General features: G+C 63.1%; 9 protein-coding genes and 1 pseudogene. 8 read left to right on the top strand and 2 right to left on the bottom strand.

Features of this window, described 5'->3' with window-relative positions; all coding sequences use genetic code 11:
• Positions 1-217 precede the first annotated feature (217 nt).
• Positions 218-1,795: a trimethylamine methyltransferase family protein gene (locus tag A4R29_RS16480; RefSeq protein ID WP_063172371.1), complete on the bottom strand. Its 1,578-nt coding sequence runs from the start codon at positions 1,793-1,795 to the stop codon at positions 218-220.
• 252 nt (positions 1,796-2,047) lie between these two features.
• On the opposite strand from A4R29_RS16480, the gene A4R29_RS16475 reads away from it, so the two are divergent.
• The 8 genes and pseudogenes from A4R29_RS16475 (at position 2,048) to A4R29_RS16440 (ending at position 12,178) form a co-directional block, all read left to right on the top strand.
• A complete protein-coding gene (locus tag A4R29_RS16475; RefSeq protein WP_063172370.1) occupies positions 2,048-3,223 on the top strand; it encodes an MFS transporter in 1,176 nt (391 codons plus the stop codon).
• 144 nt (positions 3,224-3,367) lie between these two features.
• Positions 3,368-4,539: pseudogene (locus tag A4R29_RS16470) on the top strand (MFS transporter).
• 66 nt (positions 4,540-4,605) lie between these two features.
• Positions 4,606-6,678 (top strand): prolyl oligopeptidase family serine peptidase, encoded by a 2,073-nt coding sequence (locus tag A4R29_RS16465; RefSeq protein ID WP_063172369.1) that lies wholly within the window; start codon positions 4,606-4,608, stop codon positions 6,676-6,678.
• Positions 6,679-6,746: 68 nt separating this feature from the next.
• Positions 6,747-6,887: a hypothetical protein gene (locus A4R29_RS16460; protein WP_063172368.1), complete on the top strand. Its 141-nt coding sequence runs from the start codon at positions 6,747-6,749 to the stop codon at positions 6,885-6,887.
• Positions 6,888-6,935: 48 nt separating this feature from the next.
• The gene (locus A4R29_RS16455) at positions 6,936-8,315 is read left to right on the top strand and encodes an aspartate aminotransferase family protein (protein WP_013531202.1); all 1,380 of its coding nucleotides are present in this window, start codon (positions 6,936-6,938) and stop codon (positions 8,313-8,315) included.
• A gap of 142 nt (positions 8,316-8,457) precedes the next feature.
• Positions 8,458-8,823 (top strand): hypothetical protein, encoded by a 366-nt coding sequence (locus A4R29_RS16450; protein ID WP_013531203.1) that lies wholly within the window; start codon positions 8,458-8,460, stop codon positions 8,821-8,823.
• Positions 8,824-8,904: 81 nt separating this feature from the next.
• The gene (locus A4R29_RS16445; protein WP_063173707.1) at positions 8,905-9,549 is read left to right on the top strand and encodes a cytochrome c oxidase assembly factor Coa1 family protein; all 645 of its coding nucleotides are present in this window, start codon (positions 8,905-8,907) and stop codon (positions 9,547-9,549) included.
• A 193-nt stretch (positions 9,550-9,742) separates the two neighbouring features.
• On the top strand, positions 9,743-12,178 hold the full coding sequence (locus A4R29_RS16440) for a GcvT family protein (RefSeq protein WP_063172367.1): 2,436 nt from the start codon (positions 9,743-9,745) through the stop codon (positions 12,176-12,178).
• Between the two features lie 327 nt (positions 12,179-12,505).
• Here A4R29_RS16440 and mmsB read toward each other — a convergent pair whose 3' ends face one another.
• On the bottom strand, positions 12,506-13,390 hold the full coding sequence (gene mmsB / locus A4R29_RS16435) for a 3-hydroxyisobutyrate dehydrogenase (RefSeq protein WP_063172366.1): 885 nt from the start codon (positions 13,388-13,390) through the stop codon (positions 12,506-12,508).
• Between the last annotated feature and the right edge of the window lies 1 nt (position 13,391).

Genomic DNA, 13,391 nt, shown 5'->3' with positions numbered 1-13,391 from the left:
CGACTGTTCGGTCGTGCGTGATGAAGGCGAAGATCCCAAGCTCTCCCGCGGCTGTAACCTCAGGTGGTACGGGCGACTTCGCCAAGCCAAGGTCCGGGCGGCCACCCGGACCTTGGCTCAATCGCTCTAATCCCACGAAATCTCTCTCGTGTAGATACAAGGTGTCGAGCGCAGCTCGACGGAGTGGGGGTCGACCGTTCATCAACAATACTGCCGATCAAAAATCGGTCGGCGCGCCGCCTTCGGACCGGCGCTTGGCGACGAAGGCGTTGAGTTCCTCGCGGACGGCCGGGTCCATGTAGGGCTCCTCATAGGACGCCAGCCGCTCCTTCCAGACCTTGTTGGCCTTTTCGAGCGCCGTCGGCGAGCCGGCTTCCGCCCAGGTCTCGTAATTGCGCCAGTCGGAGAGGATCGGCGAGTAGAAGGCGGTCTTGTAGCGGTCCTGCGTGTGCTGGGTGCCGAAAAAATGGCCGCCCGGGCCGACCGACTGGATGGCGTCGAAGCCGAGTGCCTCTTCGGAAAGGTCGAGCGGGGTCAGGAATTCGGCCACCATCTGCAGCAGGTCGATGTCCAGGATGGTCTTCTCGTAGGAGCAGCGCAGACCGCCCTCGAGCCAGCCCGCGGCATGCATCATCAGATTGCCGCCGCCCTGGATGGCGCCCCACAGCGAGAATACGCTTTCATAAGCCGCCTGCGCGTCGACCGTGTTGGCGGCGCAGGTGTTGGAGGTGCGGTAGGGGATGTTGTAGCGGCGGGCAAGCTGGCCGCCGACGAGCTGCGCCTTCATGTATTCCGGCGTGCCGAACGCCGGTGAACCGGACTTCATGTCGACATTGGAGGTGAAGCCGCCATATCCGACGGGGGCGCCCTTGCGCACCATCTGGGCGAAGGCGATGCCGGCAAGCGCCTCCGCGTTCTGCTGCACCAGTGCGCCGGCGATGGTGACAGGCGCCATCGCACCCGACAGGGTGAACGGCGTCACGACGACGACCTGGCCCTTGCTCGACATCTGGATGATGCCTTCCATCATCGGCACATCGAGTTTCAGCGGCGAATTGGTGTTGATGATGGTGAAGACGGACGGCTCTTCGAGCATCTGCTCGTGGCTGATGCCGCGCGCGATCCTGGCGATCTCGATGCCGTCGACATTGCGCTCCTTGCCGAGCGAATAGATGTGGAACACCTTGTCGGTGAGCACGCTGAGATCGCGGATGCATTCGAGATGGCGGACGGATGGATGGATATCGGTCGGCTCGACCGGGTAGCCGCCCGTGCAGTTCAGAATGTTGTGCATCTGCGCGAGCTTGAGGAAGTTGCGGTAGTCCTGCTGGTTGCCGGGCCGGCGGCCGCGATCGATGTCGGAGCAATTGGGCGCCGATGCCATCATCGAGATGATCACATTGTTGCCGCCGAAGCGCACATTGTGCGCAGGATTGCGGGCATGGATGGTGAATTCCGACGGGCAGTGCGACACCAGGTCGAGGATCATGTCGCTGTCGAAGCGCACCCGCTCTGAGCCGTCACGCACGTCGGCGCCATGCGCCTTCATGATGCTGCGGGCCTCGTCATGCAGCACGTCGACGCCGATTTCCCGCAGCACGCGCAGGGAAGCGAGGTGAATCGATTCCAGCTCGTCGTCGGACACCAGCCTGGTTGGCGCCAGCGGGTTCTTCAACTGGCGAAAAGCCGGCTGCTCGAACGCGGCCGAGCCGCCGGCGCGCTTTCCAGCGCGGCCGCCGCGACGGGCGCGGTCGGTGGCCAATGCCGGTTCTGAGGGTTGTAGGGCGGCGGTCATGATGGTCCTCGTGGGATGCGATAGCGGGCGGCATAATGGACCGGCGGCTGTCCGGCCATTGCGGAGGCGACGACCACTAGGGCGAGGGAAGCGACATGCCGGAACGGCAGGTGCCCGGCCGCGACATCGGCTTGATCAGGTTGCCGCGTTGGAGCAAGCGGATTTCGGTGGCCGGCCCTTCCCTTCCGGGGATCGAACCGATAGCTACTTGGCTTGCCGGCCTGATGGCCAGCAGTTCATCTGGATGGCAGCATGGTCGCGACCGGCTCGAGCCAAGGCGAAGCAGGAACGCAATGGGCAGCGCTTGCCGGCGTCACCGCGGCACTTGCCATGTTTGGCGCCGCGCAAGGGCTGAGCTCGCCGCTGTTCACATTGCTGATGCAGAAGCAAGGCATGTCGCCGGCGCTGATCGGCCTGTCGGCGGCGATGATGCCGCTCGGGCTGATCCTGTCGGCTTCCTTCGTGCCGACGGCGGTGCGGCTGGTCGGCGGGCGCAACCTGGCGGTCGGCTGCTCACTGATCGGCGCGCTCTGCTTCCTGGGCATCGGCTATCTACAGGACTGGGTGGCGTGGTTCGTCATCCGCTTCATCATCGGCGTGGTCATCAATCCGCTTTATATCCTTGGCGAGGTGTGGGCGCTGTCGCTGGCACCGCCGTCGCGGCGCGGCCGGGTGATGGGCGTGTTCAACACGCTGATGGGCGCCGGTTATGCCGCCGGACCATTCGCGCTGACCCTGCTCGGTACGTCGGGCTGGGCGCCTTTCATGGTCGGCGTCGCCGGTTTCGCGCTCTGCGCGGTGATCCTGCACGCCGTCTCGTCAAAGCTCACCGGCTTCGAGGATGACGGCCAGCCTGCCAGCGGCCTTGTCGGGTTTGCCAAAATGGCGCCGGCGCTGCTGCTTGCCGTGCTTGTCTCGGCGGCGGTCCAGCAGAGCACCTATGCGCTGGTCCCGGTCTTCGGCGCCAGCTATGGCCTGGCGGAAGCCGTTCTGGCCTCGCTGGTGATGGCGCTTTCCCTCGGCAACATCCTGCTGCAGATACCACTCGGCCTTCTGGCGGAGCGTTTTGGCGGCCGCGCCATGATCATCGTCTGCGCACTGGCAACAACCGTTTGCGCGCTTTTGCTGTCTCTGCTGATCACAACGCCGTTGATCTGGGTGGTGCTGCTGGTGATGGGCGCGGTCGGTTACGGCGTCTACACCATGGCATTGGTCGAACTCGGCAGCCGGTTCAAGGGCTCTGTGCTGGTCGCCGGCAACGCTGCCTTTGCGCTGATGTGGGGCGTTGGTGGCATCGTCGGCCCACCCGGTGCGGGCCTGCTCATGCAAGGCATCGGCCCACTTGGGCTGCCGGTGGTTATTGCCGCTCTCGACGCGGTGCTGGTGATGTTCGCGCTGTACCGCTCATCCATGCGCCGAGCTTCCTGATAAGCCCAACCTCCTGACAGGCCCAGCCTCCTGACAGGCCCAGCCTCCTGACAGGCACTGTCTGGAGCAAGCAGTTTTCGCCCGCCAGGGGCTTACCTCTGCGCAACTCAATCGCTAATCCTGCAGCCCGACAGCGGTGCGTACATGAATTTGGTTGAATCGAACAAGGACGAGACGATGCAATGGGCGGCGATCACCGGTGTGATCGCGACCGTCTCGGTGTTCGCCATCGCGCAAGGGTTGTCCTATCCGCTGCTGAGTTTCATCCTGCAGCGCCAGGGCGTTTCGCCAGCGATGATCGGCTTGTCGGCGGCCATGACGCCGATTGGCTTCATTCTGTCATCGCCGTTGATCCCGGCGCTGGCCCGCCGATTCGGGGCAGGGCGCACCGCATCACCTGTGCGGCCCTTTCGGCTGTCGTGCTGGCGCTGATCGGCTGGACGCAAAATGTCTATTTGTGGTTTCCCCTGCGCTTCCTGATCGGCGTCGTGACCAATCCGCTCTATGTGCTGAGCGAGATCTGGGTGATCGCGCTGGCACCGCCGGCCCGACGCGGCCGCGTCATGGGTGTCTATTCGACGATCATCTCGGCCGGTTTCGCGACCGGGCCACTGTGCCTGCTTGCAGTCGGCACTGAGGGCTGGCCGCCCTTCCTCGTCGGCATTTTCGCCTTCGTGCTGTGTGGCATTTGCCTGGCCTCGGTGCTGCCGCGTTTGCCCAAGGTCGACGAGGCCGGGCACCAGGTTTCCGTCCTGGGTTTCGTGCCGCTGGCGTGGCTGCTTTTGTTCGCCGTCATAGTCGCCGCCGGCTTCGAACAGGGTGCGTTGGCGTTGCTGCCGGTCTATGGCACCCATCACGGCATCACCGAAACCCGCATGTCGGCGCTGCTGTCGGTGATGATCGCCGGCAACATCGCCATGCAGGTGCCGCTCGGCCTTTTGGCGGAAAGGCTTTCCGCGCGCCTGGTGCGGCTTGCCTGCGTCGCGATCACGGTGCTCGGCTGCGTCCTGCTTCCGCTTCTCATCGAGTCGCCGCTGATCTGGCCAATGATCTTTGTCTGGGGCGCGGTTTCCTACGGCATCTACACGATGTCGATCATCGAGCTCGGCGAACGCTTCACCGGCTCCGCACTGGTCGCCGGCAATGCGGCCTTTTCCTTCATGTGGGGCGTCGGCGGCATCGCCGTGCCGCCGCTGGCGGGGGGCGCCATGGATGTTATGGGCGCCGGCGGACTGCCGATCACGCTTGGGCTGCTGTGCCTGGCGCTGGCCATTGCGAGCCTCGCTGGTCGGCGGAAAGCCTCAATTGTGCGCTGAACATGGTGAATATCGACGGCCTGTCGGCGTTGGCTTTTTCAAAGCAACGCGTTTATCGGAGACCTCATGACCAAGCCTGCCACCCAGACGCCGAATTCCGCCCCCACGACCGACGATCCCTTTCTCTGGCTGGAGGACAGGACGGCCAAGCAGTCATTGGACTGGGTACATCGCCAGAACGAGATCACGGTTGGTGAATTGCAGGGCGATCCGTCCTATCAGGCGTCGTTCCAGACCGCGCTCGACCTGATGACGGCCGAGGACAACATCGCTGTCGGCGCGGCAAAAGCCGGCCATGTCTACAATTTCTGGCAGGACAAGACCAATGTGCTCGGCCTCTGGCGCCGCACGACCGTCGCTTCCTACAAGACCGAGAAGCCCGACTGGGAAACGATCATCGACTTCGACCAGCTTGCGGCGGAGGAAGGGATAAAATGGGTTTTTGGCGGCGCCAGCCGGCTCTATCCCGACTTCAACCTTTGCCTTGTCTCGATGTCGCCGGATGGCGGCGACGCCAGCGAGATGCGCGAATTCGACATCGCGACCAAGTCGTTTGTCGAGGTAGGGTTTCGTGCACCCGCTTCCAAGTCGGGTTTCAGCTGGCTGGATAAGGACACCGTGATTGTTTCGGCCGCTTTCGACGAGGCCGACAAGACCGAGTCCGGCTATCCGCGAGTCATAAAGCTGTGGAAGCGCGATACCAAGCTGGAAGACGCGACGCCGATCTTCGAGGCGCAGAAAGAGGATCTCGCCGTTGGTGCCGCTGTCGAGCACGACGGTGACAGACGCTATCTGGTCCTGGCTCGAACGCTGAATTTCTTCGCTTCGCACATCTTCCTTCGGCTGCCTTCCGGCGAAAACAAACAGCTGCCGCTACCGGACGACATGACCGATACGGCAATATTCAGGGATCAGCTCGTGTTCGGCGTGCGCAGTGCATGGACGGCGCCCGACGACACGGTTTGCAAGCCCGACGGTCTTTATTCGCTGGACCTGGCGCGCTGGGTCGAGACCGGCGCGATCGGGCCTGTCGAAACCTTGTTCGAGCCGGCCTATCGCGTTTCCATAGCCGGCATTGCCCGCACGCGGGACCGGCTGTTCGTCAGCCTGATGGACAATGTGCGCGGCAAAGTCGTCGTCTGCGAGCGCATGGATGGCAACTGGTCGCTGAAACCGGTGGCGCTGCCCGAAAATGGCAATGTCGGCATCAGTCATGCCGAGCAGTTCGGCTCGAGTGTGTCCTTCTCCTTCACCGATTTCCTGACCCCGAGTTCGATCATCTGGTCCGACGACAATGGCGAGACGCTCGCCACCGTGAAGTCGCAGCCGGCGCGTTTCGATGCCTCGCCGCTGATCTCGGAACAGTTCGAGGCGCGCTCCAAGGACGGCACGATGATCCCCTATTTCGTCGTCAGGCGGCGCGACCAGAAAGGTCCGGTGCCGACGCTGCTTTACGGCTATGGCGGCTTCGAAGTGCCGCTGCTGCCCGGCTATGCCGGCGTGCGTGGTAAGCTGTGGCTGGAGAAAGGCAATGCCTATGTGCAGGCATGCATCCGCGGCGGCGGCGAGTTCGGCCCAGCCTGGCATCAGGCGGCGCTCAAGGGCAATCGCCAGAACGGATTCGACGATTTCGCAGCGGTCGCGCAGGACGTCGTCAAGCGCGGCATCGCGACAGCAAGCTCGCTCGGCATCCAGGGTGGTTCGAATGGCGGCTTGCTGACCGGCGTTTCCTTGACGCAGCATCCCGAGCTTTTCGGCGCCGTCATCATCGAGGTGCCGCTGCTCGACATGCTGCGTTACGCCGAATTGCCGCCTGGCGCCTCGTGGATGGCCGAATATGGCGATCCGTCGAAACCCGAAGACGCGAAGTGGCTTTCAGCCTACTCGCCCTACCAGCATGTCGACGCCGCTGCCGCCTATCCGCCTGTGCTGCTGACCACATCGACCGCTGACGATCGGGTCCATCCCGGCCATGCGCGCAAGATGGCCGCCCGCCTGCAGGAAGCCGGCCATGCCAGGACGCTGTTCTTCGAGGAGACCGAGGGCGGCCATGGCGGGCGTGGCGACCGCCGGCCGCAGGCGGCGCAGACGGCGATGAAATATGTCTTCCTGCAAAGGGCGCTGACAGCCAAGGCCTAGAGTCATTCAGTTATGGGCCAAGCAAAGGGTGGTTCTCCTCGAGCAGCCTTTGCTCTAAGGTGGCTTCCATGGCTCTCGTCAGGATGTTGATTGACGCATTTGAGGCTCGCGCATTGCGGGTCGCGGTGACGCCGTCACCGCGCACGCTGCGCGCCGAGCTTTTGCGGCTGTGCGCCCGCATCGGCTATTCGCCACCTCTCTTCCTCTGAAGCATTCGCCCCGGCTTGGCCGGATAGAATCCAGAGGGAAGATCAGACATGACCTATCAGAATTATTCGCTGAAGCAGCTTCAGCAGATCGACGCCGCGCATCATCTGCATCCGTTCACCGACCACAAGGAAATGCGCGGGGCCGGGTCGCGCATCATCACCCATGCCAACGGCCCTTTCATCTACGATTCCGAGGGGGCTGAAATCCTCGACGGCATGGCCGGGCTGTGGTGCGTCAACATCGGCTATGGCCGTGACGAGCTGGCCGAGGCCGCCTATGCCCAGATGAAGGAACTGCCTTACTACAACTCCTTCTTCAAATGCTCGACGCCGACGCCAGTGCTGCTGTCCAAGAAGCTGGCGGAGATCGCGCCGAAGCACGTCAACCAGGTATTCTACGGCTCTTCCGGGTCGGAAGCCAACGACACCGCGCTGCGCCTCGTGCGCCACTATTGGGTGCTGGAGGGCAAGCCGGAGAAGAACCGCATCATCTCGCGCAAGATGGCCTATCACGGCTCGACCGTTGCCGGCACCTCGCTCGGCGGCATGGATGGTATGCACAAGCAGCTCAACGGTGCGGTGCCCAACATCGTCCATGTGATGATGCCCTATGCCTATGAGCTAGCGCTGCCTGGCGAGAGCGATCATGATTTCGGTCTGCGCGCGGCCGGGGCTGTCGAGGAGGCGATCCTCGAAGCCGGCGCCGACAAGGTTGCCGCGTTTATCGGCGAGCCGATCATGGGAGCCGGCGGCGTGAAGATACCGCCGGCGAGCTATTGGCCGGAAGTGCAGCGCATCTGCCGTAAATACGATGTCCTGCTGATGCTGGACGAAGTCATCACCGGTTATGGACGCACCGGCGAATGGTTTGCCGCACAGACACTCGGCATCGAGCCAGACACGATCACCACGGCCAAGGCGCTGACCTCGGGCTATCAGCCGCTGTCGGCATTGCTGGTTGGCGACCGCATCGCCTCGACGCTGGTCGAGAAGGGCGGCGAGTTCAACCATGGCTACACCTATTCCGGGCACCCGGTGGCCTGCGCCGTGGCGCTGAAGAACCTCGAGATCATCGAGCGCGAAGGGCTGGTCGACCGCGTCCGGAACGACACCGGCCCTTACTTCGCCAAGGCGTTGCAGGAGCGCATTGCCGGACATGATCTGGTCGGCGAGGTCCGTTCGATCGGACTGATGGGCGCGATCGAGATCGTCAAGGACAAGGCGACCAAGGAGCGGTTCCTGCCGGCTGGAAGTGCGGCGGTAACCGTGCGGGATCACGCCATCACGAATGGCATGATGCTGCGCGCCACCGGCGACACGATGATCCTGTCGCCGCCGCTGATCTGGACCCGCGACACGATCGATATGGCCTGCGACCGCATCTCGAAGGCGCTGGATCTGGCGCAAGCCGATCTTCGCAAGCGGTAGAACTCGACCCCTCGGCTGGGCGCTCTTCGGCGGGCGCGCCCAGCCTTGAGACCATGCCGAAGCGGCGAGGGAACGAATTCCATCACAAGCGCGTAGTGTGTGGGGCAGCGGCTGATTCGGCCGCCACAAGGGGTTTGTTTCCATGAGAAAAACCGGCAAGAGCCGACGGACGCGAGAAGCGGCCAGCATCAGCGGCGACCTGATGCTGGCGCCGCTGGTGGCGATGATGCGGCTGCCGTTGATGGCCATGGATGGCGGGAGCCGCCAGCCATGGAGTACGGAGACGGCGCGTGCGGTCAACGAGAAGACCGCCGCTATGGCCGAAGGCGCGTTTGCGGCACAAATGTCTTTCCTGCAATCGGCATCGCGGTTCTGGCCGGAAGTCTTTTCCGGCCGCACGCCGTCGCTGTTCAACGGGGTTGCGGCGGAGCGCTCGATCAGCGCCGCGCTGAAGCCGGCAAGCCGTGCCGTGAAAGCGAATTTTCGCCGGCTGTCCAACAAGACCTGACCGGGGTTGCAAAACTTTGATTTTGCGCATCGAGGAGCGCATGCGCTAGAATCAGTCCGTACGTTACCGATTGGGGACATGATGGCCGGACAACCGCTCAACCAGCCGGCTGAAATTCCAGCCGAACTCGACCGCTGGAACTGGGGCGCCTTCTTCCTCAACTGGATCTGGGGCATCGGCAACAGCACCTTCATTGCGTTGCTGGCGCTGATCCCTGTCGTCAACATCATCATGATCATCGTGCTGGGCGCACGCGGCAGCCGCTGGGCCTGGCAGAACCGCGCCTGGCGCGACCCGGAGCAGTTTCGCAAGACGCAGCGCAACTGGGCAATCGCCGGCCTTGCCGTCTGGGTGGTCGGGATTGGCGGCTGCGCGACGATGGTCGGCAGCATTCCCTACGTCCTGAAAGGCAGCGATGCCTATCTCATGACGATGGACAGGCTTCGCGCCGACGACCGCGTCAAGGCGGCGTTGGGTGATGATTTGACCGACAGTTTCTGGGTCGGCGGCCATCTCAACGTCAATGCGAATGGGGCTGGTGAGGCCCAGTTCGGCATTCCGGTCCAGGGCGCCAGGGGCAAGGGCACGGCCTATTCGACCGCTGTCCGGACAGCCGGCACATGGAGCCTGCGCCTGCTGGTCGTCAGGGTCGAGGGAACCGACGCACCGATCGTGCTGATCAACGAAGATCATGTCCCGATCCCGAATGCTGCAATCGGAATATAGTTAGGCAAAACGCAAAAAAGCGGCCTGAATACGGGCGCGACAGCTGACAGTTCGGCCGGCTTCGTGGCCCAACAGTCGGGTGACCACTGCAGCGTTCCAGACAAGGAAATATGCTGAAAAGCCGGATGCTGTCTGACAGTATGCGCATGCGTTCATGTGGACCGGTGGCAATTTCAGACAAGGGCACGCGCATATGGTGAGTTCCTTTCGTGCGGTCGTGGTCGGTGGCGGCTGTGTGGGTGCCGGCATTCTCTACGGCCTGGCAAAGCGCGGCTGGACCGATGTGGCATTGCTGGAGCGAACACAGCTTACGGCCGGCTCGACATGGCATGCCGCGGGGCTCATCCCCTCTTACGCGCGCAGCCGCAATGTCGGCCGCATGATCGCCAGATCGATCGCGATCTATGAAGGCCTGGAGGCGGAGACGGGCCAGAACGTCGGCTGGCACAAATGCGGGCAACTGCGCATTGCCAACACGCGCGACAGGCTGGACGAGTACAGAAGCTACATGGACGTTGCCGAGGTCCAGGGAGTGCGGGCCCGGATCGTATCGCCCGCGGAGGCGCGAGAGATCTGGCCGCTGCTCGACAACAACACCATGCTGGGTGCCCTCTACCATCCCGATGACGGCCACATTGCACCCGCCGATGTCACCCAGGCCATGGCCAAGGGTGCACGCGACCTCGGCGCGAAGATCCATCTTGATACCGAGGTCGTGGGTTTCGAGCGGATGCCGAGCGGCGAGTGGAGGGTCAAGACCTCACGCGGCGAGATCGTCTGTGAACACGTCATCCTTGCAACAGGCAATTACGCACGCCAGACAGGCGCCATGCTGGGCCTGGACATTCCCGCGATTCCGATCCTGCACCAGTATTGGATCACCGAGGCGGTTCCCGAAATCGTGGAACGCAAACGGCTTGGTCTTCCGGAGATGCCGATCCTCAGGGACGAGGGTTACGAGGGCTATCTGCGCGAAGAGGGAGACGGGCTGATGTTCGGTCCCTATGAGCGCACCGAGCAGCTCAAGCTGTTCGCCGAAAACGGCGTCCCGGAATGGTTCGGCGCCGATCTGCTCGATGAAGATTTCGATGCCGTTTCCTGGAACTGGGAGCGCGCCACCGAACTGGTTCCCGCGCTCGGGCGCGCCGGCATCAAACGCAATGTGCGAGGACCTTTCCAGATGACGGCCGATGAACTGCCGCTGATGGGGCAGGCGTGGGGCCTGGAGAATGTCTGGCTCGCCGAAGGGGTGCCGGGGGGCATCCTTTGGGGTGGTGCGATTGGCTACTACCTCTCCGAACGGATCGTGGAGGGTGGCAACAGCATCGACACGGCGGAGCTGGATCCCCGCAGGTTCGGCCGCTATGCCAACAAGAACTGGACCCGGGCCAAGGTCCGGGAAGCCTGGGGCACCCACGCCGTACAGCACTATCCGGGCCAGGACATGCCGGCGGCGCGACCGCAGAAAACGGCCCCGTCCTATGACCGCCTAAGTCAGCTTGGCGCGGTATGGGACGTGTTGAACGGCTGGGAGATGCCGAGCTGGTTTGCGCCCGCGGGTGTCGAGGCGCGCAATGTCTACAGCTGGCGCTGGACCCCCAAGGGGAACCACGTCGCCGCAGAGGTCCAGGCTGTCCGCCAGGCCGCCGGTCTGGTCGAGATGACACCAATGACCAAGTTCGAGGTCGGCGGGCCGGGCGCCGAGGGCTGGCTCGACGGAATCCTGGCCAACAGACTGCCGCGTCCCGGTCGTGTCGCTCTTGCCCATCACCTGACGCCGACCGGCGGCGTGCAGGCCGAGTATGTGGTGGCGCGGCTGCAGAGCGACCTGTTCTATCTCATATCGACGCCGCGCGCCGAACGCTGGAACCTTGACGATCTCGGCCGGCTGTTGCCGAAGGACGGCAGCGTGCATCTGCGCAACGTCACGGAGGATCGCGGCAGCTTCACGGTGGTTGGGCCGAAGGCGCGCGACATACTGCAGCCGCTGACGGAGATCGACCTCTCCAACGAGGCCTTCCCATGGTTCAGCGTACAGTCCGGCACCGTCGGCATGGCCAGCGACGTACGGCTGCTGCGTGTCAACTATTCGGGTGAACTGGGATGGGAGCTCTATCATCCACTCTGCTACCAGCGGCATTTGCTGGATGCGCTTCTGGCATCGGGAGAGGCACACGGGCTGAGGCTGGTCGGACTTCAAGCGCTGGAATCGCTTCGTCTCGATAAATCCTACCGGGCCATGTACCGCGATATGAACCCCGAATTGTCCGCCTTGGAAAGCGGCCTCGAGCGCTTCATCAGCCTCGACAAGAGGGACTTCATCGGCCGGGCGGCACTGGTCGCGAAACAGCAGCAGGTTACACGCCGGATCGCCACACTGTCGATCGACACGGACGGTGCGAGCGCATTCGCCTTCGAGGGCGTTTACCGCGAAGGCGAGCTCGTCGGCCACATCACCTCGGCGGGCTACTCCTACACTTTTGGTCACGACATCGCACTTGCGCTGCTGCCCCTGGAACTTGTGTCGCCCGGTACCGAGCTCGAGGTTTCGATCCTCGGCGAGCGCCGCGCGGCAAAGGTGATCGCCGACTCGCCCTATGATCCGGAAGGCGCCCGCGGGCGCATGTGAGGTATCCCGGAGTACAGTTTCCGGTTCATCGATGTCTCAACCGTGCTGCAGGGTAAAACGCAAAAACCGCGCTCCATCGGGAACGCGGTTTTGCCAGATACGCATGGCGCTTCGCTACGCAAACACTTTGCGAAACTTATGGCACTTGTCGAAACTTACGGGCTCCGGTACGCGAGACCTGATCCGGAGCGCCGGACGGATGAGATGTCCGCCTCACAGTCCGTTTTATAGGGACATCGTTACCGCGGAGTTATCGAGAGCTTAAGCAAATCTAAATTTTCATTTTTTCCACCGAAGGAAACCGGAAAAATCCGCCAAATCCGTGGGTTACGCCGGGTTACCCCTGAGAAAATTAATTATGCCGGAGAAATCGACGCCGCCATGTCCCTGGGCGTTGAACAAGGCATAAAGCTGAGCCGCTTCGGCACCAAGCGGCGTTACAGCACCCGCACCTTGGGCGGCTTCCTGGGACAATTTCAGGTCTTTCAGCATCAAGGCGGCTGCAAATCCTGGGTTGTAGTCCTTGTTTGCGGGCGAAGTCGGCACCGGGCCGGGCACCGGGCAGTAGGTGGTCAAGGACCAGCACTGGCCGGAGGAGGTCGAGGCGACGTCGAACAGCGCCTGATGCGACAGGCCGAGCTTTTCGGCCAGAACGAAGGCTTCGGCGACACCGATCATCGAAATGCCGAGGATCATGTTGTTGCAGATCTTTGCTGCCTGGCCGGCGCCGTCGCCGCCGCAATGGACGATGCGGCCGGCCATCGGCTTCAGGATCGGCTCGGCGGCAGCGAAGGCATCATCGGAGCCTCCCGCCATGAAGGTCAGCGTGCCGGCTGCGGCACCCCCGGTGCCGCCCGAGACCGGTGCATCGATCGACGACAGCCCGTGCTTCCTGGCGACGGCGTGGGCTTTGCGGGCTGACTCGACGTCGATGGTCGAGGAATCGATAAAGAGTGCGCCTTGCTTGGCCTTGGGCGCGATGTCTTCGTAGACGGAGAGGACATGCTTGCCTGCAGGCAGCATGGTGATCACCACGTCGGCATCCTTCACCGCGGCCAAGGCATTCGCCATAATCGTCACGCCATGTTCCTTGGCGACGGTGAGGTTTTCCGGAACGAGGTCGAAACCGTTCACCGCATGCCCGGCCTTGACCAGATTGGCGGCCATTGGATTGCCCATATTGCCGAGGCCGATGAAGGCGATCGTCGTCATT

Origin of the sequence: Mesorhizobium ciceri biovar biserrulae, assembly GCF_001618845.1 — a bacterium.
Lineage (GTDB): Bacteria > Pseudomonadota > Alphaproteobacteria > Rhizobiales > Rhizobiaceae > Mesorhizobium > Mesorhizobium ciceri.
The sequence above is the reverse complement of the archived record's forward strand: the minus strand, read 5'-3'. Positions and strand labels throughout refer to the sequence as shown.

What these genes read in the sequence shown, in the direction of transcription:
- A4R29_RS16480 (WP_063172371.1), bottom strand. Translation starts at nt 1,795, where the DNA reads ATGACCGCCGCCCTACAACCCTCAGAACCGGCATTGGCCACCGACCGC.
- A4R29_RS16475 (WP_063172370.1), top strand. Translation starts at nt 2,048, where the DNA reads ATGGTCGCGACCGGCTCGAGCCAAGGCGAAGCAGGAACGCAATGGGCA.
- A4R29_RS16465 (WP_063172369.1), top strand. Translation starts at nt 4,606, where the DNA reads ATGACCAAGCCTGCCACCCAGACGCCGAATTCCGCCCCCACGACCGAC.
- A4R29_RS16460 (WP_063172368.1), top strand. Translation starts at nt 6,747, where the DNA reads ATGGCTCTCGTCAGGATGTTGATTGACGCATTTGAGGCTCGCGCATTG.
- A4R29_RS16455 (WP_013531202.1), top strand. Translation starts at nt 6,936, where the DNA reads ATGACCTATCAGAATTATTCGCTGAAGCAGCTTCAGCAGATCGACGCC.
- A4R29_RS16450 (WP_013531203.1), top strand. Translation starts at nt 8,458, where the DNA reads ATGAGAAAAACCGGCAAGAGCCGACGGACGCGAGAAGCGGCCAGCATC.
- A4R29_RS16445 (WP_063173707.1), top strand. Translation starts at nt 8,905, where the DNA reads ATGGCCGGACAACCGCTCAACCAGCCGGCTGAAATTCCAGCCGAACTC.
- A4R29_RS16440 (WP_063172367.1), top strand. Translation starts at nt 9,743, where the DNA reads ATGGTGAGTTCCTTTCGTGCGGTCGTGGTCGGTGGCGGCTGTGTGGGT.
- mmsB (WP_063172366.1), bottom strand. Translation starts at nt 13,390, where the DNA reads ATGACGACGATCGCCTTCATCGGCCTCGGCAATATGGGCAATCCAATG.